This is a genomic window from Mycolicibacterium moriokaense (assembly GCF_010726085.1).
Lineage (GTDB): Bacteria > Actinomycetota > Actinomycetes > Mycobacteriales > Mycobacteriaceae > Mycobacterium > Mycobacterium moriokaense.
In genome coordinates this window covers 4,027,286-4,048,454 of the sequence record NZ_AP022560.1, presented here as the reverse complement: position 1 = coordinate 4,048,454, position 21,169 = coordinate 4,027,286, and the positions used below count along the sequence as shown (strand labels likewise).

Below are 21,169 nucleotides of genomic sequence, written 5' to 3'. Positions count from 1 at the left end.
ACGCTGCCGCCGTGCCGGAAATACGTGTCCGCGAGGCGGCCGAACTGCTGGGCGTCAGTGACGACACCGTGCGCCGCTGGATCGACGACGGCGCCCTGTCCGCACACCTCGATGCGTCGGGCCGCAAAGCGATCGACGGAGCCGAACTGGCGGCGTTCGCCCGCGCCAACGCAGGCAGTGCGCCCAAGGACCCACTGGCGGTCGCCAGTTCGGCGCGTAACCGCTTCGCGGGACTCGTGACGAACGTCGTCACTGACACGGTGATGGCGCAGGTCGAGATGCAATGCGGTCCCTTCACCGTCGTCTCGCTGATGAGCACCGACGCCGTACGCGAGCTTGCGCTCGAACCGGGCAGTGTGGCCGTGGCCGTCGTCAAGGCCACCACAGTGATCATCGAAACGCGTGGCGGCCAACCATGAAGCAGCACAATCTGTTTGCGGTGTTGGCGGTGCTTGCCGCGGCACTGGCCGCGCTCTCCGCGTGCAGTTCCAGCAACAAGTCGGGTGAACACATCATGGTGTTTGCGGCGGCGTCGTTGAAGTCCACGTTCACCGAGATCGGTGAGCAGTTCATCGCCGACAACCCCGGTGTCTCAGTGGAATTCAATTTCGCGGGCTCGTCGGACCTCGTCACGCAGTTGACGCAGGGTGCGCAGGCCGATGTCTTCGCATCCGCGGACACCAAGAACATGGATAAGGCCGCCGAGGCCGGTCTGTTTGCGGGCGACCCGGTGAACTTTGCCTCGAACACGTTGACCATTGCGGTGGCGCCCGGAAATCCCAAGCAGATCAGGTCATTTCGTGATCTGACGAAACCCACCCTTAGCGTGGTTGTGTGCGCGCCACAGGTGCCATGCGGGTCGGCCACAAAGAAGGTGGAGGACGCCGTCGGCGTGACACTCACACCCGTGAGCGAAGAGTCATCGGTGACTGATGTGTTGAACAAGGTGACGTCGGGACAGGCCGACGCCGGATTGGTCTATGTCACCGATGCGATAGCTGCGGGGGACGAGGTCACCGGGGTGCCGTTCCCCGAATCCGCCGACGCGGTGAACACGTATCCGATCGCAGTGCTCAAGTCGTCCGAACACCAAGAACTGGCCCGCAAGTTCATCGACGCGGTCACGGGCGACGCCGGCCAGCACACGCTGAGCGTCGCCGGTTTCGCGAGGGCCTGACTAGTCGAGGTAGTCGCGCAGCACCTGTGAACGGCTCGGGTGGCGCAGCTTCGACATCGTCTTGGATTCGATCTGGCGGATGCGCTCACGCGTCACGCCGTAGACCTGGCCGATCTCGTCGAGGGTGCGAGGCTGTCCGTCGGTAAGGCCGAACCGCAACCGCACCACGCCGGCCTCGCGCTCGGACAGCGTCTCGAGCACCGACTGCAGCTGATCCTGCAGCAGGGTGAAGCTCACCGCGTCGACGGCGACGACCGCCTCGGAATCCTCGATGAAGTCGCCGAGCTGCGAATCGCCCTCGTCGCCGATTGTCTGGTCCAGCGAGATCGGTTCACGCGCATACTGCTGGATCTCCAGCACCTTCTCGGGCGTGATGTCCATCTCTTTGGCCAGCTCTTCAGGCGTGGGCTCGCGGCCCAGGTCCTGTAGCAGCTCGCGCTGGATGCGACCGAGCTTGTTGATGACCTCGACCATGTGCACCGGGATGCGAATGGTGCGCGCCTGGTCGGCCATCGCGCGGGTGATGGCCTGGCGGATCCACCACGTCGCATAGGTCGAGAACTTGTAACCCTTTGTGTAGTCGAACTTTTCGACCGCACGGATCAGGCCGAGATTGCCCTCCTGAATCAGGTCCAGGAACGCCATGCCGCGGCCCGTGTAGCGCTTGGCCAGCGACACCACCAGGCGCAGGTTGGCCTCCAACAGGTGGTTCTTCGCGCGGTCGCCGTCGCGGCAGATCCACATCATGTCGCGGCGCTGCGCGGCGGGCAGCTTCTCGCCCTTCTCGGCCAGTTCGGCCATCAGCTGGGTGGCGTACAGACCTGCCTCGATGCGCTTGGCGAGCTCGACCTCTTCTTCGGCGTTGAGCAGCGCCACCTTGCCGATCTGCTTCAGGTACGCGCGCACCGAGTCGGCCGACGCCGTCAGCTCGGCGTCCTTGCGGGCCTGCCGCAGCGCCTCGGATTCCTCTTCGTCCCAGACGAAATCCCCGGACGCCTTGTCCTTCTCGCTCGGCTCGGCGATCTCGTCGTCGTCGACCGGTTCCGCGGCTTTGACCTTCGGGGTGGCCTTGTCGTCCTCGCCGGCCTCCTCGTCGACCTCGAGATCGCTCAGGTCGATATCGGCCTCGTCGACCTCGATGTCGCCCTCGGGCTCACCGTCGAGCTCGTCGGTCTCGACTTCCTCGACCTCGACGTCGGCGGTGGTGGCGTCCGGCTCGGGTGAGGTGGCCTTCTTGGTCCGGCCCTTCGCGGCGGGCGCGGCGTCGCCGGCCTTGGCCTTCTCGGCTCGTTTGGCGGGCGCCGCCTTCGCCGCCTTGGCGGGCTTGCTCGCGCTGCGGGCCTTGGTCGGGGTCGCGGACGTGGCCTTGGTCGCCTTCGTCGCGGTCGCCTTGGCGGCCCGCTTGGCAGGCGCCGAACCGTTGGCGGACTTGGCCGCCGGGGCCTTCTTGGCCGGGGTCTTGGTAGCGGTGCGCTTCACCGGCTGATCGGTTGCCGGGCTTGCCGCCTTGGTCGCTGCCACGTACACCCTTTCGTCTTACTTTGTTCCGGTGGGCAGTGGGGACCCCACCGCAGGTTGGGGTCGTGCGCCATCGAAAAATGTCGGCTGTCGAATATCGGCGGTTTGATTCGCCTCTATCCGGGCTGCGGCCGCCGTCGACCATTGTAACGACAGTGTGTGCCACCGCCGTGTTCAGCGGCAAATTTTGGGCCGTGGCGAGCCGCGAAATGTGACCGCCCCGCGGCCACTACGCCGTTGAGGTGACGTCGACCTCGGCGGCCATGGCCGCGCCGACGATGCCAGCGGTGTTCTGCAACGCCGCGGCGACCACCGGCGTCCGGTTCTTCAGCAGCGGGATCCACTTGTCGGCCTTGCGGCTGATGCCGCCGCCGGCGATGAAGAGGTCCGGCCAGATCGCGTTCTCGATCGCGACCAGCACCTTCGTCACCTCCTGGGTCCAGCGCGCATAGCTCCAGTCTTTGCGCTCCTTGACCGAGGACGCCGCCCGGTGCTCGGCCTCCTTGCCGCCGACCTCGAGGTGGCCGAACTCGGTGTTGGGCAGCAGCACACCGTTGTGAATCACGGCCGAGCCGATGCCGGTGCCGAAGGTCAGCAGCACGATGACGCCCGTGTTGTCCCTGCCCGCGCCGAACTTCTCCTCGGCGAGTCCGGCGGCGTCGGCGTCGTTGAGCACGGTCACCGGCTGGCCGTCGAGCGCCTTGCTGTAGAACTCGCTGGCGTTGCAGCCGATCCATCCCTTGTCGACGTTGGCGGCGGTGCGCACGATGCCGTCGGTCACCACGCCGGGGTAGGTGACGCCGACCTTCTCGGTCCAGCCGAACTCGCGGACCACGGCGGCGACGGTCTGACTGACCGCCTCGGGGGTCGCCGGCTGCGGGGTCTCGAGCTTGAAGCGGTCGCCGATCAGCAGTCCGGTGTCGAGGTCGACGATTCCGCCCTTGACGCCGCTCCCGCCGACATCGATGCCGAACCCGCGGCGCTGGCCGGCGCCGGTGTCCGACGCGGCAGAGGGTGAATCGGTGGCAATCATCGGCGTTCCTCCACATCAGCCCGGCAGTGCGACGCGCCACACACCTTAGTGGCTCGGGAAAAGTCATGTGCGACTGTCGTGCAACCGGTTAGCGGACTGTGTTGCGATAGGTGCGTGGTATCAACCGATCCCGTGGTGTTGCGCTCGGTTGCCGAGCAACTGGCCACCGAGGCGGCCGCGTTCGTGCGGGTGCGCCGCGCCGACGTCTTCGGCAGCCCACCGACACCCGGGGACGCCGCGCCGGTGCGCTCCAAGAGCACGCCGACCGATCCCGTCACCGTCGTCGACACCGAGACCGAGCGGCTGCTGCGCGACCGGCTGGCCGTCCTGCGCCCCGGCGAACCGGTGCTCGGTGAGGAGCAGGGTGGCACGGCAGACACCCGCGACGGGCGACTCACCTGGGTGCTCGACCCCATCGACGGCACGGTGAACTTCGTCTACGGGATCGAGAACTACGCCGTGTCGGTCGCCGTCCAGCGCGACGGCGCATCGGTGGCCGGAGCCGTCGCGAACGTGCCCACCGGCGCGCTGTACTCCGCCGCGGTCGGCCACGGCGCGCACCTGCAGCGCGGAGGAGTGACGACGCAGCTGCGGGTCAGCAGCCCCACGGAGTTGTCAATGTCGTTGGTGGGCACCGGCTTTTCGTATTCCGCCGACAAACGGACTCGGCAGGCCCAGATACTCGGGTCGGTCCTGCCTGCCGTCCGCGACATCCGTCGCATCGGTTCGTGTGCCCTCGATCTCTGCATGGTGGCGGCCGGCGGCCTGGACGCCTACTACGAGGACGGTGTGCACGTGTGGGACTGGGCCGCGGGCGCGTTGATTGCCGCCGAGGCGGGCGCGGTGCTGCGGCTGCCGGCGGCGGACAACTCGCCGGGGTTCATCGTCGCATCGGCACCGGGAATCGCCGACGAATTCGACGCGGTCCTGACAAGCGCAGGCGCTCCCTAGAAACCGTTGCACTGCAGCGCGATACGCGGCTAGCAGGTGGAGGAGTGGATCTTCGTCAGCAACGCCGGATCGGCGCTCTGTGTCGCGTCCGGCCGCAGACTGGCGAGCACCGCGTCGATGTCGTCGCTGCTGCTCAACTCGGAGAACTCGGTGCCGATCGCCAGATCGACGGTGTCGTCGGTGCGCTCGTCCTGATACAGCTCGGTGCATGGCGCGACCAGCCACACCGCGGCCGCGGCCGCCCGCCCCGCCGGGCCGAACCGGATCTGGCCCTGGCACGTCAGCCGCGCCGTCGCGTACACCGTGTCGTTGGCCGCGGTCGGCTCGGCGAAACCCAGGTCGCGGAGTGCGCCGGCGACCTCGGCGGCCTGGCCGCCCTGCCCGCTCGCGTTGAGCACCCGGATCGTGGTGTCGGCGAGCTTGGCCGGGATCACGTCGACCATGTCGCTGCGCGTCACCTGCTGGCCCAGCGGCGTCGGCTGGGTGTTGGGGTCCGCGGGTGGCGGCGGAGGGTTGCAGGCGGTGGTCTGCGCCACGTCTACCGGCTGGTTCAGGGCGATTACCCACACCGTCAAGGTCACGACCGCGAGGGCGATGAGGACCAGGATGCCCGGCAGGTAATTGCGACGACGAAATGGGCGTCCGTGCTTGTCGAATGCCGTACCCTCTGTGATTTGCGCGACCACGAGAGCACTCTAGAGGCCGCGTAGTTGGGGGCTTGCGGTGGCTTGGGGGAGAATGTGATGTAAATCACAGTGCAACGTGTTCCAATCCGGGCACGAATCATTTGGTGGATGCGTTCGACGCTGGTACAAAGCTCTGCTGCAAGGTCTGATGGAGGGGACGACACAATGGCTACCGATTACGACGCCCCGCGGCGTACCGAAACAGATGATGTTTCGGAGGATTCGCTGGAGGAGCTGAAGGCGCGGCGTAACGAGGCCCAGTCCGCGGTTGTCGACGTTGACGAATCCGAATCCGCTGAGTCTTTCGAATTGCCGGGGGCAGACCTTTCCGGTGAGGAGCTTTCGGTTCGGGTCATCCCGAAACAGGCCGACGAGTTCACCTGCTCGAGCTGCTTCCTGGTGCATCACCGCAGCCGTCTCGCCAGCGAGAAGAACGGCGTGATGATCTGCACGGACTGCGCCGCCTGAGACGGCGGGCGTTCTACCGCTGAGATTCGCGCAGCGCTGACAGGACCCGCTCGGGTCGGCGGCAACTGATCAGCCAGTACGGCGTCGGGTCATCCGGATCGTCGAGAACCAGAAGAACCATCGGCCCCACCCATGCCTTGTGGACGACGTAGGCGGCTGGATCCAGCTGACGGCCCAGCGCTGCCGACTTGGCGCTGCGCGGCACTTCCGCCGACCGGGACACCACACTGACCGGCAGGTGCGCGTTGCCCACCCACAACTCGGTCTCGCCGGCCCCGCTGACGACACGGACCTGCGTGTTGCCCAGCAACACGAGCGCCACCGCCGCGACCGGCAGCAACACGGCGTACGGCAGCCAGATCGGCAGCGCGGGTACGCCCTGGTTCACCTCGAACGCGATCAGCGCGGCCAACCCCAGGCCGAGCAGCCACCACCACCACGGCACCGTCAGCCGTTCGCGGTAGCGCACGGTTTGTGACGTGGCGCGCGTGTCGGACACGCGGCCAAGAGTAATCTCTGTCGTCGTGTCCACCACTCTCGCGGTCGTGCGCCTGGACCCTGATCTCCCGATGCCGAGTCGAGCCCATGACGGGGACGCCGGCGTCGATCTGTACAGCGCCGTAGACGTCGAACTGGCGCCCGGTGAGCGCGCACTCGTGGGCACCGGTATCGCCGTCGCCATTCCGCACGGAATGGTCGGTCTGGTTCATCCGCGTTCGGGTTTGGCTGCGCGCGTGGGACTTTCGATCGTCAACAGCCCCGGCACGATCGACGCCGGCTACCGCGGCGAGATCAAGGTGGCACTTATCAACCTCGACCCGCGTGAGCCGATTGTCGTGAACCGGGGAGACCGGATCGCACAGCTTCTGGTTCAGCGGGTCGAACTGCCCGAGCTGGTCGAAGTGACATCGTTCGACGAGGCCGGCCTGGCAGAAACCTCCCGTGGCGACGGCGGTCACGGTTCCTCCGGCGGACATGCGAGTTTGTGAAATGGCATTCGGCAGACAAAAAGACGATGCGAGCGGCGACAGCGGCGATGAGGTCGCGTCGGCACCCGAGATCCGCAACGACGACGATCTGGACGGCCCGTTCGACATCGAAGACTTCGACGACCCGGCGACCGCGACGGTCGGGCGCCTGGACCTGGGCTCGGTGCTGATTCCGCTGCCCGAGGCGGGACAGGTTCAGGTGGAGCTCACCCAGCAGGGTGTGCCCAGTGCGGTGTGGGTCGTCACGCCGAACGGCCGGTTCACCATCGCCGCCTACGCCGCGCCCAAGTCCGCGGGCCTGTGGCGTGAGGTGGCGACCGAGCTGGCGGAGTCGCTGCGCAAAGACGCCGGCAAGGTCTCGATCAAGGATGGCCGGTGGGGTCGTGAGGTCGTCGGTCAGGCGCCGGGCCAACAGGGTCAGGGCGTGGTGCGCTTCATCGGCATCGACGGCTATCGCTGGATGATCCGCTGCGTCGTGAACGGGCCTGAGGACACGGCCGACGCGCTGGCGAAGGAAGCGCGAGATGCGTTGGCCGACACGGTTGTTCGCCGCGGCGACACCCCGCTGCCGGTGCGGACCCCGTTGCCGGTCGAGTTGCCAGAAGCGATGGCCAACCAGTTGCGCGCGGCCGCCGAACAGGCCGCGAATCAGCAGGTGCAGCAGTCGGGCCAGGAGCCGCCGCCGACGCCAGCCGCGCGCCGCAGCGAGCAGGGGTCGGCGATGCAGCAGCTGCGGACCATCACCGGCGGCTAGCTGCGATTTGTGTGCGTTCAGGAGCGCTCAGCGCTCGCGATTGCACACAAATCACAATTCCGACAGTGCGGCGACGCACGCCGCGCCCAGCACCGCGGGGTCAGCGCCCAACTCGTCGAGTGTGATCGTTCGCAACGACGCCCGTGGCGCGGCCGTCATCCACTCGATGCCGACCTCGACGGGGTGCACCGGATCGTCGGTCGCCGCGGCGATCCCCATCGGCGCCTGGAGCCTCTCGAGTTCGGTGCACGTGGGTGCGACGTAGACCGCAGCGGCTTCCATCGCGTCGGGCAATGACGGCCACTGGCCCGCCCATGACCGCGCCAACTCGTCGCCCAGCCAGCGCGGGCTGTTCGCCCGCATCTGCGCCGCGGCGGAGGCCAGTCCTTCGTTGCGCAGCACACTCGCCGAGTGGCGGGCAGCTATCGCCGCGGGCGCGTTGTCCGGCTCTCCCGTCCACGCCGGCAGCGCGGCGAGGACCGCGACGGCGCGGTCCGGATGGGCAATCGCCCACGCCGTGGCCACGGCAGCGCCGATGGACACTCCGCCGACGGCGATCGGCGCCGTGCGAGCGGCGTTGTCAAGCGCTTCGCGGTAGCTGTCGACCAGTCGCTCCGGGTAGGGCTTCGGGGTGACGACCACCGCTCCTTCGCCGTGCAACGCGTCGGAAAACGCCCGGTAGACGTAGTCATCGTCGGAGCCGGTGCCGGGCAGCAGCACCGTCGTGACACCCTGCAGATTGACCGCCATCACACGATGGTGCCCTGCCCACAGATCGTTCGGCGCGTCGGCCCCACCCGACGTGGCAGATCGGAACCAAGAGGTCTAACGTGGCGTTGTTCGGGGTATAGATCAACGATTGATCTGCGACGGTCAGGAGAGGCCATGGGTACGGCCGAAGGGTATTTGCGCCGGCTGACACGACGGCTGACGGAAGCCCCGGAACAGCTCGATGTCGAAGAGCTCAGTGACGAAGCCGCCAACACCGGCGCCTCGAAGGCGATCGACTGTCAGCGCGGCCAGGAAGTGACCATGGTCGGCACCCTGCGCAGCGTCGAATGCAACGGCAAGGGCTGCGCCGGTGGCGTGAAGGCCGAACTGTTCGACGGCACCGACACGGTGATGCTGGTGTGGCTCGGCCAGCGCCGCATCCCGGGCATCGAATCCGGTCGCACCCTCAAGGTGCACGGCCGCGTCGGCAAACTGGACAACGGCTCGAAGGCGATCTACAACCCGCATTACGAGATCCAAAAGTGAGTGACCCCGGAGCTGAGCCGGGGAAGCGTTCCAGCAAGGCACACGCCGTCCTCGAGCAAATGGGCGGCATCAGCGGTCTGATCTATTCGTCGCTGCCGGTGGTGGCGTTCGTTCCGGTATCGCAGTTGTTCGGGCTCACCTCGGCCATCGCCGCGGCGCTGGGTGTGGCCGCCGTCATCCTCGTCTGGCGACTGGTGCGCCACGAATCCACCCAGCCGGCCATCTCCGGCTTCATCGGCGTCGGAATCTGCGCGCTGATCGCCTACTTCACCGGCGAGTCCAAGGGCTACTTCCTGCTCGGCATCTGGTCCTCGTTGGCATGGGCGTTGGTCTTCACCCTGTCGGTGCTGCTGCGCCGGCCGATCGTCGGGTACATCTGGGGTTGGGTCAACGACCACGACCGCGAGTGGCGCGGCGTGCGCAAGGCGGTGCTGGCGTTCGACATCGCGACGGTGGTGTGGGTGCTCGTCTTCGCCTCCCGGTTCGTCGTGCAGCACCATCTCTATGACGCCGACCAGACGGGCTGGCTCGGCGTGGCCCGCATCTCGATGGGCTGGCCGCTGACGGCGGCCGCCGCGCTGGTGACCTATCTGGCAATTCGCTCGGCGCAGCGTGCGATCCACGGAGATGTCCACGGACATGCGCACGACGACGAGGCCGAGGAGGCCCACGCGGACGACGCGCCGCAGCAGAATCCGGGCGTGGCGCAGCCCGATGCCCACTGAGAACGACAACCCAAGCACCGACAGAACGCTCGTCGCGGTCGCCGTGCTGGCCTCGTTCGTCGCGTTTCTCGACGGATCCGTGGTCAATCTGGCGTTACCCGCCATCGGGCGGGACTTTGCGCACCAGAGCCTGGCGGGCCTTGCGCTTCAGCAGTGGGTGGTGGACGGCTATCTGCTCACCCTCGGCGCGCTGATCCTCGTCGCGGGCGCCATCTCCGATCAGTTCGGCCGGCTCGCGGTGCTGCGCATGGGGCTGGCGGTGTTCGCGGTGTCGTCGGTGTTGTGTGCCGTCGCGCCCACCGGCTGGGTGCTCGTCGCCGCGCGTTGCCTACAGGGCATCGGCGCGGCGTTCCTGGTACCCAGTTCGCTCGCGATGATCAACGCGCGCTTCTCCGGCGCGGCCCAGGCCCGCGCGATCGGGACCTGGACCGCTTGGACCGGAACGGCTTTCGTGGTCGGGCCCCTGCTGGGCGGGGTGTTGGTTGACGCGCTGAACTGGCGGTGGATCTTCGCGGTCAACCTCGTTCCGCTGGCGATCACGCTCTACCTCACGACCCGGCTGCCGGAGGGTGAGTTCGCCACCGCGGATCGGCCGGCCCGCGTCGACGTTGTGGGGGCGACGCTGAACGCCGTCGGCCTCACCGGCGTCGTCTACGCCCTTATCGAAAGCCAGCGCCTGGGCTTTTCGCATCCGGCGGTCGTGGTCGGTCTGGCGGTCGGGACCGCGTGCCTGATCGCGTTCCCACTGTGGGAGTGGCGCACCCCCGAGCCGATGATGCCGCTGCAGATCTTCGCGGCCCGCAATTTCGCCGTCGGGAACGCCTCGACGGTGTTCCTCTACGCCGGCGTGTCACTCGGCATGCTCGTCGTGGGGCTGTTCCTGCAGGAGACGGCCGGGTTGTCGGCAACGCAGGCGGGACTGGCCAGCCTGCCGGTCCCGGTGTTGTCGTTCCTGCTGGCCCGCCGGTTCGGCATGCTGGCGGGCGCACACGGCCCGCGACTGTTCATGGCGGTCGGCCCGTTGATCGCGGCGGTCGGCTACCTGTTGATGGCCGGGGCGGCCGAACCGTTCGATTTCTGGACGCAGATGCTGCCCGGGCTGGTGATATTCGGTCTTGGGCTGACGGTGACGGTGTCGCCGCTCACCGCGGCGATCCTGGCGGCGGTCGAGCCCGCGCAGAGTGGAGTCGGTTCGGCGGTCAACAATGCACTGTCGCGGATCGCGGGTCTGATCGCGATCGCGTTCACCGGCGTAATCATCGGTGGCGCAGTCGATTTCGACGGTTTCAGACAGGCCATGCTGGTGACGGCGGTGCTGTTCGTCCTCGCCGGGGTGATCTCGGCGGTGGGCATCCGCAACCAGCAATACGATGTCGCGCGCGTCTCCGCGGAGTCGACGGCACGGTGTCACGACAGGGCCACGCCGCCGCCTGCCTATACCGATTGAGCGTCAGCGCTGCTCGGGGTTCAGCAGCAGCTGCTGCAGTCGTTCCTCGACCTCGGTGACCGCCACGAAGAGCAGCTCATCGCCGCCCTCGAGCGGTTCGTCGCCCTCGGGCACGATCACCCGTGGGCCACGCAGAATCGTCACCAGCGTGGCGTCGCGGGGGAGGTCGAGGCGTTTGACGGGCTTGCCGCCCCACGGCGTGTCGTCGGGCAGGGTGATCTCCACCAGATTCGCCTGACCCTTGCGGAACTCCATCAGCCGCACCAGATCGCCGACGGCGACGGCCTCCTCCACCAGTGAGGCCAACATGCGCGGGGTGGACACGGCGACGTCGACGCCCCAGTTCTCGTCGAACAGCCACTCGTTGCGGGGGTCGTTGACGCGGGCCACCACGCGTGGGACGGCGAACTCGGTCTTCGCCAACAGGCTCACCACCACGTTGACCTTGTCGTCACCCGTCGCGGCGATCACGACGTCGAACTCCTCGAGCTTCACCGACTCCAGCATGGTCAGCTCACACGCGTCGCCGAGGCGCCACTGCGCGGCGGGGATCGCGTCGACGTCGATGTGGTCGGGATTGCGTTCGAGCAGCGTGACCTCGTGGCTTTCGACGAGCTCACGGGCGATGGAGCGGCCGACCGCGCCGGCTCCGGCGATGGCGACTCTCATTGCGCTTCGAGGTCCTCGCTCGGCGGCAGCGCCGCGATGGCCAGCGCCTCGGCGATGTGCCCGGCGATCGCGGCCATGTACACCTGATCGCTGGCCTGGATCACGGTTTTCGCGTCGGGCAGCAGACCCGCGCCGAATCGGAGCAGGAACGCCACCCGGCCACCGGTCGCGGCCTCGAGCTCGGTGAGCCGACGGCCGACCCAGCCCTCGTGCAGCGCCAATTCGGTGACCCCGACGTTTCCCGTCGGGTCACGCCACTTGGTGGTCTCGGTCTCGCGGGTCAACACGTTGAGCAGCCGATCGGTGGTCCACGGCACCGTGGCCACCGTCGGGATACCCAGCCGTTCGTAGACCGCGGCGCGTTTGGCGTCGTAGATACGGGCGACCACCCGCTCGACGCCGAACGTCTCCCGCGCCACCCGCGCCGAGATGATGTTGGAGTTATCGCCCGAGGACACCGCCGCGAACGCGCCCGCCTCCTCGATGCCCGCCCGCAGCAGCACGTCGCGATCGAAGCCCATGCCGAGCACCCGCTCGCCGGGAAACTCGGGTGACAGGCGGTGAAATGCGGTGCTGTCCCGGTCGATGACCGCGACGTCGTGGCCGATGCGGGCCAGACTGTCCGACAGCGACGCGCCGACACGGCCGCATCCCATCACCACTACTCGCACCTGAAGGTCCTTTCCGTCGAACCTGCGCACACGGAACGCTACAACCATTCTCCGCTGGGCTTAGTCTTGGCACTCGTGTCCAAGCTTTCGACCGTCACGCGGCGGTTGGTTCTCGGCAGGCCGTTCCGCAGCGACAAGCTGTCGCACACGCTCCTGCCCAAGCGGATCGCCCTCCCCGTGTTCGCCTCCGACGCGTTGTCCTCGGTGGCCTACGCACCGGAGGAAATCTTCCTGGTGCTGTCGGTGGCGGGACTGACGGCCTACTCGATGACGCCGTGGATCGGGTTGGCCGTCGCGGGGGTCATGCTGGTCGTGATCGCCAGCTATCGGCAGAACGTGCACGCGTACCCGTCGGGTGGCGGCGACTACGAGGTCGTCACCACCAACCTCGGCCCGACCGCGGGACTGACGGTCGCCAGCGCGCTTCTGGTCGACTACGTGTTGACCGTCGCGGTGTCGATGTCCTCGGCAATGTCGAACATCGGGTCGGCGGTGCCGTTCATCAACCAGCACAAGGTGTTGTTCGCCGTCATCGCGATCATGCTGCTGGCGTCGATCAACCTCCGTGGAATCCGGGAGTCCGGAACGGCATTCGCCATTCCCACCTATGCGTTCATGGTCGGCGTCGGCATCATGCTCGGCTGGGGATTCTTCCAGATCTTCGTGTTCGGCACCGAGCTCAGGGCCGAGTCGGCCGATTTCGAGATGCACCCCGACCACGGCGAAGTCCTCGGGTTCGCCTTGGTATTCCTTGTCGCGCGCGCCTTCTCGTCCGGCAGTGCGGCGTTGACCGGGGTCGAGGCCATCAGCAACGGCGTGCCCGCGTTCCGGAAACCCAAGTCGCGCAATGCCGCGACGACGCTGGCCCTGCTGGGCGTGATCTCGGTGACGCTGTTCATGGGAATCATCATGCTGGCCAAGGAAACCGGCGTGCAGATCGTCGAGCATCCGGCGACACAGTTGTCCGGTGCACCGCCGGATTATCACCAGAAGACCCTCATCACCCAGCTTGCGGACGCGGTCTTCCACGACTTTCCGACCGGGCTCTATCTGATCGCCGGCGTCACGGCGTTGATCCTGATACTCGCGGCCAACACCGCATTCAACGGGTTTCCCGTGTTGGCTTCGATTCTCGCGCAGGACCGTTACCTGCCCCGGCAGCTGCACACGCGCGGCGACCGGCTGGCCTTCTCGAACGGCATCCTGTTCCTGGCGCTGTCCGCCGTGGCCTTCGTCATGGCGTTCCGCGCCGAGGTGACCGCGCTGATCCAGCTCTACATCGTCGGGGTCTTCGTGTCGTTCACGCTGAGCCAGATCGGCATGGTTCGGCACTGGACCCGACTGCTGCGCACCGAGACCGAACCCGCCGTGCGTGGCAAGATGAAGCGCTCCCGGGTGATCAACACCATCGGATTCGTCTGTACGGGAACCGTTTTGATCATCGTGGTGGTAACCAAGTTCGTCGTCGGTGCGTGGATCGCGATCCTGGCGATGGCGGCACTGTTCGTCATCATGAAGTTGATCCAGAAGCACTACGACACCGTGGCGCGCGAACTGGAGGAGCAGGCCGCCGCCGAGGTCGACGGCATGGTGCTGCCCAGTCGCAACCACGCGATCGTGCTGGTGTCCAAGCTGCATCTGCCGACGATGCGCGCACTGGCTTACGCCAGGGCCACCCGACCGGACGTGCTGGAGGCGATCACCGTCAGCGTCGACGACGCGGAAACCCGTGCTCTGGTGCACAAATGGGAGAACAGCGACATCAGCGTGCCGTTGAAGGTAATCGCCTCGCCGTACCGGGAGATCACGCGTCCCGTGCTCGACTACGTCAAGCGTGTCAGCAAGGAGTCGCCGCGTACCGTCGTCACGGTGTTCATTCCCGAATACGTCGTCGGCCATTGGTGGGAGCAGGTGCTGCACAACCAGAGCGCGCTGCGGCTCAAGGGCAGGCTGCTGTTCGAGCCGAACGTGATGGTGACATCGGTCCCGTGGCAGTTGAGTTCGTCGGAGCGCCTCAAGACGTTGCAGCCACAGTCGGCTCCAGGCGACGCACGCAGAGGCTTTCTGGATTGACCGACGAGTCTGCGGAACTCACGCTGACCGTGGGGCCGCCTGCGAACGGCGGCAGCTGTGTCGCGCGCCATGACGGTCGGGTGGTCTTCGTTCGTTATGCCTTGCCCGGCGAGACGGTCCGGGCCCGCGTGGTGTCCGATCACGGGTCATACCGGCACGCCGACGTGGTCGAGGTCATCGAGCCGTCCGCGGACCGGGTCGACTCGATCTGCCCGATCGCGGGTGTGGACGGTGCCGGCTGCTGCGACATGGCGTTCGCCGAGCCGACGGCGGTGCGGCGGCTGAAGGGTGCGGTGGTCGCCAACCAGCTGGTCCGGCTGGGCGGCTACGAATGGCGCGCCGAGAATGATGCGACGGCCGAACCGGTCGGCGATGGTGGCGTCACCGGCTGGCGGACCCGCGTGCGGCTGGACACCTCGCCGCAGGGCCGGGCCGGGTTCCATCGGTATCACAGCGCGGAGTTGGTCACCGATCTGCATTGCGCGCAGCTGCCGTCCGGCATGCTCGACGGAATCCACGACTGGGTCTGGCCTCACGGCGCCCATGTCCACGTGGTGATCGACGACGACGGTGAACGGCACGTCGTGCAGTCGGGTCCCCGGGTGGGCCGCAGGACCACCACGCATGTGATCGAGGGGCAGTACGAGGCGGTGCAACGGGTCGGCGAGCGGGTGTGGCGGGTGCCGGTGACGGCGTTCTGGCAGGCACACCGCAACGCCCCGCAGATGTACAGCGATCTGGTGTCCGACTGGGCCCAGCTGCAACCGGGCATGACCGCGTGGGATTTATATGGCGGCGCAGGGGTTTTCGCTGCGGTGCTGGCGCAGGCCGTCGGCGAGACGGGGGAGGTCGTCACCGTCGACACGTCCCGCGGGGCGTCGCGGTCGGCGCGCACGGCGCTGGCGGACCTGGGCTGGGTCACGGTGGTCACCGATTCCGTGCGGCGGGCGCTGACGGCGCAGCGGCGCCGGCCTGACGTCGCGGTGCTGGACCCGCCGCGGACCGGTGCCGGCCGCGAGGTGATCGACCTGCTGGCCGACGCCGACGTGCCACGGGTGATCCACATCGGTTGCGAGGCAGCCTCGTTCGCCCGCGATGTCGGCCTCTACCGAGGGCACGGGTATGCGGTCGAGGAGCTACGCGTGTTCGACTCATTTCCGCTGACGCATCATGTGGAATGCGTCGCAGTGCTGACCCGCTGAGGTCCCCGCGCGTTGACTCTGCGTTAAGGGCTTAGAAATGCGCCAAATCCACGCCCTGACCGCAGAGTCGATGAGATGTAGCAGCGTGCCGGTCAGGTCGTCGAAGTCGAACGGCAGCACGCCGAACAACCGCATCCAGCAGCGCCCGACGGGCGTGCCGACTGGCATGGTGTCGACGGTCAGATCCTTCGCGCCGCGCGGCATTGACATCGTCATCCACGGCCGTAGTTCGTCGTTGATGCCTTCAGGTGTGACTACGCGGGCCCACACCTGTTCGACGGGTGCCCCGATGAGGTTCTGCCGTTCGACGAGCATCGCGGTTCGACGGTAACCGAACACAGCGCCCGATAGGGGCCCACTAGCCGAAGACGAAGTAGCGCAGCCACAGGTACAGCGCCGAGAGCGCAACGGAGATGACGGTGATCAGGAATCCCTTGCGGGTGAACTCCCAGAACGAGATCGGATTGCCTGCCCGACGGGCGATTCCGAGCATGACGACGTTGGCGCTGGCACCGACGGCGGTCAGGTTGCCGCCGAAATCCGCGCCGAGCGCCAGCGCCCACCACAGTGCGTGCGGATGGGCGAAATCGGTCAAGCTGTTGGACAGTTCGGCGACGATGGGCGTCATCGTCGCGGCGTACGGAATGTTGTCGATGATCCCGGAGACCGGCGCGGATACCCCGAGTATCAGCATCACGGTGGCGAGCGGATCACCGCCGGTGACTTCGACCGCCGACCGTGCGAGTTGTTCGACGACACCGGTTTTCACCAGCGCACCCACCATGATGAACAGGCCCGCGAAGAACAGCAGTGTCTCCCATTCGACGCTCGCCAGATAGTCCTCGCGGTCCAGTCGCGAGATGACGACAAGGACGCCCGCGCCGATCAGCGCCACGATGGACGGCTCCACGTGGATCGCCGAATGCGCGATGAACCCTGCGAACACCAGGACCAGCACGACACCGCACTTGATCAGCAGGCGTGGATCGCGAATGGCTTCACGCTCGTTGAGCGTCATCACGTCAGCCACCCGATCAGGATCGACGTCGAAGGAACCGCGGAAGATGATCGGGATCAGCGCCACGAACGCGGCCATGACGATGACGACGATCGGCGTCATGTGGATCAGGAAGTCGTTGAAGCTCAGCCCGCCTCGGCTGGCGATGATGATGTTCGGTGGATCGCCGACGAGAGTGGCGGCCCCGCCGATGTTCGACGCGAGCACCTCGGCGATCAGGAAGGGCACCGGGTTGATCTGAAGCCGGTCGCACACCAGCAGCGTGACCGGAGCGATCAGCAGGACCGTCGTCACGTTGTCCAGGAACGCCGACGCGACCGCGGTGACGAGCGTCAGCAGGATCATGATGCGCAGCGGCGACCCTCCGGCACGCTTGGCCGCCCAGATCGCGACGTACTCGAACACCCCGGTCTGGCGCAGCACGCCGACGATGATCATCATCCCGAACAGCAGGAAGATGACATTCCAATCGATTCCCGTCTCGGCGTTGTAGAAGGCACCGTCGGCATCGACGATGCCGAGCGCGAGCACGATGCCCGCGCCGACCAGTGCGACGAGGGTCTTGTTGATCTTGTCGCTGGCGATCAGCGCATAGGCGACGACGAAGATGGAGACCGCGAGTATGGCCATCGCGCGGTCAGACGCCCATCGCGGCGGCCAGCAGACGCGACGCGGTGATCACGCCCTGCAGTTGCCCGTCCTTAACGACCGCGACAAGGGGGCTGTGTAACCGCGCCATGAGCGCGGCGACCTCGATGATCGTGTCGTCGGCGTTGGCCGCGGGAATGTCCTCGAGATGCTCGGGCAGGACGTCGCGCACCGATTTGCCCGCAAGCTTCTCGGCGGCCTTGTCCGCCCACGTCTCATCGATCACACCGGCGAGCGACGGATCATCCTGGACATAGGTGGGCACGATGAAGCGCACGACCTGCGATGCGGGCAGTACAGCGTATGGGTGACCCGATGTGTCGGTGACGACGATGCCGGGCAGTCGGTGCTCGGCGAGTGTGCGTGCGGCGTCCAGCGCCGTGGAGTCGACCGTGACGACGGGAAAGTCCTCGACGAATTGCTCAGCGTGCATACAGCGTCCTCCGATCGCGAATCGAATCATCGATTGCCGACCAGACTTCCCGGCGCACCAGGACGGACCCTACCCCGAGGACCGTCACGGCTCCTTGTCAACTGCCCAGGGCTGGTAGGTTCGGCACCGGAGTGCCGGGAAGCCTGGTCGGCGTAGTCCCTGACGCGACGACGAGACCCGAGGATTCCATGACATCCCCTTTGCGATTGCTGACGCGCGGATCATGGTCGGAGACACAACGTTTTTCCGAGATCCTGCGAAAAGAAACCATTGGGGGACTGCTGCTTCTGGCCGCCGCGGGGCTCGCGCTGGGTTGGGCGAACTCCCCGTGGTCCGGCGCCTACCGCGCCGCATCGGAGTACGCGATCGGTCCGCAGGCGTTGCACCTCGACTTGTCCGTATCGGCCTGGGCCGCCGACGGACTGCTGGCCATCTTCTTCTTCGTGGTCGGACTGGAACTCAAACGCGAATTCGTCGCGGGCGACTTGCGTGATCCGCGCCGCGCTGCGCTGCCGATTGCAGCGGCCATCGGCGGAATGGTCGTCCCGGCCGCGATCTACATCGGAATCAACCTTGCGGCCGGCAGGCCGGAGCACCTCGACGGCTGGGCGGTACCGATCGCCACGGACATCGCATTCGCGTTGGCGGTGCTGGCGGTGCTGTCGACTCACCTGCCGACCGCGCTGCGCACGTTTCTGCTGACGCTGGCCGTCGTCGACGACCTCCTCGCGATCACCGTCATCGCGGTGTTCTACACCGACCATCTCGCGCTCGGGCCATTGGCATTGGCGGTGCTGCCGATTGCCCTGTTCGGGATCGCTGTGCAGCGCGGCGTGCACCATTGGTGGCTACTGGTGCCGCTCGCCGTCGCCGCGTGGGCGCTGGTACACGCCAGCGGAGTACATGCCACCGTTGCGGGGGTCGTGCTCGGCTTCACAGTGCCGGTGGCGGGGCGGCATGGGCAACCGACTGCTGAGCGGTTCGAACACGCCATGCGCCCGCTGTCCGCCGGTCTCGCGGTGCCGATCTTCGCCTTCTTCGCTTCAGGGGTGACGGTCGGCGGCTGGTCGGGACTCGGGGATTCGCTGCTTCACCCCGTCGCCGACGGCGTCATCGCCGGCCTGGTCATCGGCAAGCCCCTCGGGGTGTTTCTCACCGCGTTTCTGCTGGCCAAGTTCACCAAGGCCAGCCTCGACGACAACCTCGCCTGGCGTGACGTCCTCGGGGTGTCGCTGCTGGCCGGCATGGGATTCACAGTTTCGTTATTGATCGGGGAACTGGCCTTCGGGCACGGCACCCCGGCCGGCGACCACGTCAAGATCGGAGTACTCGTCGGGTCCGTTGTCGCAGGTGCGCTGGCATCCGTGGTGCTGCTGAGCCGAAATGCGACATACCGACGCATCTATGAACTCGAGACCGCGGACGATGATCATGACGGTGTGCCCGACATCAACGAGTCTCAGCAGGACTGAAACGACGTCGGTGCGTAGACTGACGGGATGCTTGAACAGATCCGCGGTCCCGCAGATCTGCAGCACTTGACCCAGTCACAGATGAGTGATCTGGCGCAGGAAATCCGCGAATTCCTGATTCACAAGGTTGCTGCGACGGGTGGACACCTCGGCCCCAACCTCGGCGTGGTCGAGCTCACGCTGGCGCTGCACCGGGTGTTCGACTCGCCGCACGACCCGATCATCTTCGACACCGGGCACCAGTCCTACGTGCACAAGATGCTGACGGGTCGCAGCCACGACTTCGACACCCTGCGCAAGAAGGACGGGCTTTCGGGCTATCCCTCGCGCGCTGAGAGCGACCATGACTGGGTCGAGTCCAGCCACGCCAGCTCCGCTTTGTCCTACGCCGACGGGCTGGCCAAGGCCTTCGAGCTCTCCGGCCACCGCAACCGCCACGTGGTCGCCGTCGTCGGCGACGGCGCCCTGACCGGCGGCATGTGCTGGGAGGCGCTGAACAACATCGCCGCCGCGCGGCGCCCGGTCGTCATCGTCGTCAACGACAACGGCCGCAGCTACGCGCCCACCATCGGCGGCTTCGCCGAGCATTTGGCGGGCCTTCGCCTGCAGCCGGGCTACGAGAAGGTGCTCGAGGAGGGCCGCAAGGCCGTACAGAAGGTGCCGATCATCGGCGAGTTCTGCTACCAGTGCATGCACAGCATCAAGGCGGGCATCAAGGACGCGTTGTCGCCACAGGTGATGTTCACCGACCTCGGCCTGAAGTACGTCGGCCCCATCGACGGCCATGACGAGCACGCGGTGGAGAACGCGCTGCGGCACGCGCGCGGCTTCAATGCGCCCGTGATCGTGCACGTCGTTACCCGCAAGGGCATGGGATACGCCCCGGCCGAGAACGACGAGGCCGACCAGATGCACTCATGCGGCGTCATCGACCCCGAGACCGGGTTGGCGACGTCGGTGCCCGGCCCCGGTTGGACGTCGGCGTTCTCCGAGGCGCTGATCTCCTATGCGGCCCGCCGCCGTGACGTCGTGGCCATTACCGCCGCGATGCCCGGCCCAACGGGGCTTTCCGACTTCCGCAAGCGTTTCCCAGACAGGTTCTTCGACGTCGGCATCGCCGAGCAGCATGCGATGACATCCGCCGCCGGCCTGGCGATGGGTGGCATGCATCCGGTGGTCGCCATCTACTCGACGTTCCTCAACCGGGCCTTCGACCAGATCATGATGGACGTCGCGCTGCACCAGCTGCCGGTCACGATGGTGCTGGACCGCTCGGGCGTGACGGGCCCGGACGGCGCCAGCCACAACGGCATGTGGGACCTGTCGATGCTGGGCATCGTTCCGGGCATGCGGGTGGCCGCGCCGCGCGACGGCACCCGCCTGCGCGACGAGCTCGGCGAGGCGCTCAACGTCAAGGACGGGCCGACCGCCATTCGCTTCCCGAAAGGCGATGTCGGCGAGGACATTCCGGCGATTGATCAGCGAGGCGGGGTCGACGTCCTGGCTGTCCCAGCCGACGGCTTGTCCGACGACGTCCTGGTGGTCGCGATCGGGCCGTTCGCGTCAATGGCCTTGGCGGTCGCCGAGCGGCTGCGTAACCAGGGCATCGGCGTCACGGTGGTCGACCCGCGGTGGGTGCTTCCGGTGCCGGCGGCCATCGCGGAGTTGGCTGCCGGGCACAAGCTGGTCGTCACGATCGAGGACAACGGTGTGGCAGGTGGCGTCGGGTCGGCGGTGTCGGCGGCGCTGCGGCGAGCCGAGATCGACGTGCCGTGTCGCGACGTCGGGTTGCCGCAGGAGTTCTTCGCGCAGGCTTCGCGCGGTGAGGTGCTCGCCGACGTCGGGCTGACCGACCGCAACATCGCCCGCCAGATCACCGGTTGGGTGGCCGCGCAGGGCGCCGCCACCACCGCCGAGAGCGAAGTCAGCCAGCGCTTCGACTAGCGGTTGCTCGCGAGCAGACGCAAATTGTCGTGGC

Annotated in this window: 23 protein-coding genes; 13 read left to right on the top strand and 10 right to left on the bottom strand. The window is 67.0% G+C overall.

The window, feature by feature from the left end:
- Window positions 1–11: 11 nt before the first annotated feature.
- Together G6N43_RS19845 and modA are read left to right on the top strand one after the other, a co-directional pair.
- Window positions 12–419 carry a TOBE domain-containing protein gene (locus G6N43_RS19845; RefSeq protein ID WP_083156341.1) on the top strand — a complete coding sequence of 136 codons (408 nt, stop codon included), beginning with the start codon at window positions 12–14 and terminating at the stop codon, window positions 417–419.
- On the top strand, window positions 416–1,177 hold the full coding sequence (gene modA / locus G6N43_RS19840) for a molybdate ABC transporter substrate-binding protein (RefSeq protein WP_083156279.1): 762 nt from the start codon (window positions 416–418) through the stop codon (window positions 1,175–1,177). Before G6N43_RS19845 ends, modA begins: the two co-directional genes overlap by 4 nt.
- Here modA and G6N43_RS19835 read toward each other — a convergent pair whose 3' ends face one another.
- A complete protein-coding gene (locus G6N43_RS19835; RefSeq protein WP_083156343.1) occupies window positions 1,178–2,698 on the bottom strand; it encodes an RNA polymerase sigma factor in 1,521 nt (506 codons plus the stop codon).
- A 226-nt stretch (window positions 2,699–2,924) separates the two neighbouring features.
- Complete coding sequence (ppgK, locus tag G6N43_RS19830) at window positions 2,925–3,728, bottom strand: polyphosphate--glucose phosphotransferase (protein ID WP_083156281.1); 804 nt, start codon at window positions 3,726–3,728, stop codon at window positions 2,925–2,927.
- A gap of 114 nt (window positions 3,729–3,842) precedes the next feature.
- On the opposite strand from ppgK, the gene G6N43_RS19825 reads away from it, so the two are divergent.
- Window positions 3,843–4,679 carry an inositol monophosphatase family protein gene (locus G6N43_RS19825; protein WP_083156282.1) on the top strand — a complete coding sequence of 279 codons (837 nt, stop codon included), beginning with the start codon at window positions 3,843–3,845 and terminating at the stop codon, window positions 4,677–4,679.
- Between the two features lie 29 nt (window positions 4,680–4,708).
- Here the strand turns inward: G6N43_RS19825 and cei are convergent, their stop codons facing one another.
- The gene (gene cei, locus G6N43_RS19820; protein WP_083156284.1) at window positions 4,709–5,365 is read right to left on the bottom strand and encodes an envelope integrity protein Cei; all 657 of its coding nucleotides are present in this window, start codon (window positions 5,363–5,365) and stop codon (window positions 4,709–4,711) included.
- Between the two features lie 165 nt (window positions 5,366–5,530).
- Between cei and G6N43_RS19815 the strand changes: the two genes are divergently transcribed.
- Window positions 5,531–5,833: a DUF4193 domain-containing protein gene (locus G6N43_RS19815; protein WP_024445904.1), complete on the top strand. Its 303-nt coding sequence runs from the start codon at window positions 5,531–5,533 to the stop codon at window positions 5,831–5,833.
- A 13-nt stretch (window positions 5,834–5,846) separates the two neighbouring features.
- Here G6N43_RS19815 and G6N43_RS19810 read toward each other — a convergent pair whose 3' ends face one another.
- Complete coding sequence (locus tag G6N43_RS19810; protein ID WP_083156285.1) at window positions 5,847–6,332, bottom strand: DUF3093 domain-containing protein; 486 nt, start codon at window positions 6,330–6,332, stop codon at window positions 5,847–5,849.
- Window positions 6,333–6,357: 25 nt separating this feature from the next.
- On the opposite strand from G6N43_RS19810, the gene dut reads away from it, so the two are divergent.
- Both dut and G6N43_RS19800 read left to right on the top strand, forming a co-directional pair.
- The gene (gene dut, locus G6N43_RS19805; protein WP_083156287.1) at window positions 6,358–6,822 is read left to right on the top strand and encodes a dUTP diphosphatase; all 465 of its coding nucleotides are present in this window, start codon (window positions 6,358–6,360) and stop codon (window positions 6,820–6,822) included.
- 1 nt (window position 6,823) lies between these two features.
- A complete protein-coding gene (locus G6N43_RS19800; RefSeq protein WP_083156288.1) occupies window positions 6,824–7,576 on the top strand; it encodes a DUF3710 domain-containing protein in 753 nt (250 codons plus the stop codon).
- Between the two features lie 51 nt (window positions 7,577–7,627).
- Here G6N43_RS19800 and G6N43_RS19795 read toward each other — a convergent pair whose 3' ends face one another.
- Window positions 7,628–8,326, bottom strand: coding sequence for an alpha/beta fold hydrolase (locus G6N43_RS19795; RefSeq protein ID WP_083156290.1), 699 nt, complete (start codon window positions 8,324–8,326; stop codon window positions 7,628–7,630).
- Window positions 8,327–8,461: 135 nt separating this feature from the next.
- Between G6N43_RS19795 and G6N43_RS19790 the strand changes: the two genes are divergently transcribed.
- From G6N43_RS19790 to G6N43_RS19780, 3 genes are read left to right on the top strand one after another with little or no spacing between them, the layout of a single operon-like run.
- Window positions 8,462–8,833, top strand: coding sequence for an OB-fold nucleic acid binding domain-containing protein (locus G6N43_RS19790; protein WP_083156291.1), 372 nt, complete (start codon window positions 8,462–8,464; stop codon window positions 8,831–8,833).
- Window positions 8,830–9,558 (top strand): DUF3159 domain-containing protein, encoded by a 729-nt coding sequence (locus G6N43_RS19785; protein ID WP_083156293.1) that lies wholly within the window; start codon window positions 8,830–8,832, stop codon window positions 9,556–9,558. Before G6N43_RS19790 ends, G6N43_RS19785 begins: the two co-directional genes overlap by 4 nt.
- Window positions 9,548–11,005, top strand: a complete 1,458-nt coding sequence (locus G6N43_RS19780) for an MFS transporter (protein WP_083156294.1) — start codon at window positions 9,548–9,550, stop codon at window positions 11,003–11,005. Before G6N43_RS19785 ends, G6N43_RS19780 begins: the two co-directional genes overlap by 11 nt.
- A gap of 3 nt (window positions 11,006–11,008) precedes the next feature.
- Here the strand turns inward: G6N43_RS19780 and G6N43_RS19775 are convergent, their stop codons facing one another.
- Together G6N43_RS19775 and G6N43_RS19770 are read right to left on the bottom strand one after the other, a co-directional pair.
- The gene (locus G6N43_RS19775) at window positions 11,009–11,674 is read right to left on the bottom strand and encodes a potassium channel family protein (RefSeq protein ID WP_083156296.1); all 666 of its coding nucleotides are present in this window, start codon (window positions 11,672–11,674) and stop codon (window positions 11,009–11,011) included.
- A complete protein-coding gene (locus tag G6N43_RS19770) occupies window positions 11,671–12,345 on the bottom strand; it encodes a potassium channel family protein (RefSeq protein ID WP_083156344.1) in 675 nt (224 codons plus the stop codon). Before G6N43_RS19770 ends, G6N43_RS19775 begins: the two co-directional genes overlap by 4 nt.
- Before the next feature lie 75 nt (window positions 12,346–12,420).
- Here G6N43_RS19770 and G6N43_RS19765 point away from each other — a divergent pair, with 75 nt between their 5' ends.
- Complete coding sequence (locus tag G6N43_RS19765) at window positions 12,421–14,418, top strand: APC family permease (RefSeq protein WP_083156297.1); 1,998 nt, start codon at window positions 12,421–12,423, stop codon at window positions 14,416–14,418.
- Window positions 14,415–15,620 carry a class I SAM-dependent RNA methyltransferase gene (locus tag G6N43_RS19760; RefSeq protein WP_083156299.1) on the top strand — a complete coding sequence of 402 codons (1,206 nt, stop codon included), beginning with the start codon at window positions 14,415–14,417 and terminating at the stop codon, window positions 15,618–15,620. Before G6N43_RS19765 ends, G6N43_RS19760 begins: the two co-directional genes overlap by 4 nt.
- Here G6N43_RS19760 and G6N43_RS30705 read toward each other — a convergent pair.
- Genes G6N43_RS30705 through G6N43_RS19745 form a run of 3 tightly spaced genes read right to left on the bottom strand, consistent with a single transcriptional unit; the run spans window position 15,570 to window position 17,719 of the window.
- A complete protein-coding gene (locus tag G6N43_RS30705; RefSeq protein ID WP_234810229.1) occupies window positions 15,570–15,935 on the bottom strand; it encodes an Rv1443c family protein in 366 nt (121 codons plus the stop codon). The two genes, G6N43_RS19760 and G6N43_RS30705, sit on opposite strands and share 51 nt — an antisense overlap.
- Window positions 15,936–15,978: 43 nt before the next feature.
- The gene (locus tag G6N43_RS19750; RefSeq protein ID WP_083156300.1) at window positions 15,979–17,268 is read right to left on the bottom strand and encodes an ArsB/NhaD family transporter; all 1,290 of its coding nucleotides are present in this window, start codon (window positions 17,266–17,268) and stop codon (window positions 15,979–15,981) included.
- 7 nt (window positions 17,269–17,275) lie between these two features.
- Complete coding sequence (locus G6N43_RS19745) at window positions 17,276–17,719, bottom strand: CBS domain-containing protein (protein WP_083156302.1); 444 nt, start codon at window positions 17,717–17,719, stop codon at window positions 17,276–17,278.
- A gap of 188 nt (window positions 17,720–17,907) precedes the next feature.
- On the opposite strand from G6N43_RS19745, the gene nhaA reads away from it, so the two are divergent.
- Together nhaA and dxs are read left to right on the top strand one after the other, a co-directional pair.
- Window positions 17,908–19,191: a Na+/H+ antiporter NhaA gene (gene nhaA, locus G6N43_RS19740; protein ID WP_083156303.1), complete on the top strand. Its 1,284-nt coding sequence runs from the start codon at window positions 17,908–17,910 to the stop codon at window positions 19,189–19,191.
- 27 nt (window positions 19,192–19,218) lie between these two features.
- Window positions 19,219–21,135 carry a 1-deoxy-D-xylulose-5-phosphate synthase gene (dxs, locus tag G6N43_RS19735; protein WP_083156305.1) on the top strand — a complete coding sequence of 639 codons (1,917 nt, stop codon included), beginning with the start codon at window positions 19,219–19,221 and terminating at the stop codon, window positions 21,133–21,135.
- Window positions 21,136–21,169: the final 34 nt, after the last annotated feature.

Coding starts and splice junctions, on each gene's coding strand:
- modA (WP_083156279.1), top strand. CDS start 416: ATGAAGCAGCACAATCTGTTTGCGGTGTTGGCGGTGCTTGCCGCGGCA.
- ppgK (WP_083156281.1), bottom strand. CDS start 3,728: ATGATTGCCACCGATTCACCCTCTGCCGCGTCGGACACCGGCGCCGGC.
- G6N43_RS19815 (WP_024445904.1), top strand. CDS start 5,531: ATGGCTACCGATTACGACGCCCCGCGGCGTACCGAAACAGATGATGTT.
- G6N43_RS19800 (WP_083156288.1), top strand. CDS start 6,824: ATGGCATTCGGCAGACAAAAAGACGATGCGAGCGGCGACAGCGGCGAT.
- G6N43_RS19795 (WP_083156290.1), bottom strand. CDS start 8,326: ATGGCGGTCAATCTGCAGGGTGTCACGACGGTGCTGCTGCCCGGCACC.
- G6N43_RS19790 (WP_083156291.1), top strand. CDS start 8,462: ATGGGTACGGCCGAAGGGTATTTGCGCCGGCTGACACGACGGCTGACG.
- G6N43_RS19780 (WP_083156294.1), top strand. CDS start 9,548: ATGCCCACTGAGAACGACAACCCAAGCACCGACAGAACGCTCGTCGCG.
- G6N43_RS19775 (WP_083156296.1), bottom strand. CDS start 11,674: ATGAGAGTCGCCATCGCCGGAGCCGGCGCGGTCGGCCGCTCCATCGCC.
- G6N43_RS30705 (WP_234810229.1), bottom strand. CDS start 15,935: ATGCTCGTCGAACGGCAGAACCTCATCGGGGCACCCGTCGAACAGGTG.
- G6N43_RS19750 (WP_083156300.1), bottom strand. CDS start 17,268: ATGGCCATACTCGCGGTCTCCATCTTCGTCGTCGCCTATGCGCTGATC.
- G6N43_RS19745 (WP_083156302.1), bottom strand. CDS start 17,719: ATGCACGCTGAGCAATTCGTCGAGGACTTTCCCGTCGTCACGGTCGAC.
- nhaA (WP_083156303.1), top strand. CDS start 17,908: ATGACATCCCCTTTGCGATTGCTGACGCGCGGATCATGGTCGGAGACA.
- dxs (WP_083156305.1), top strand. CDS start 19,219: ATGCTTGAACAGATCCGCGGTCCCGCAGATCTGCAGCACTTGACCCAG.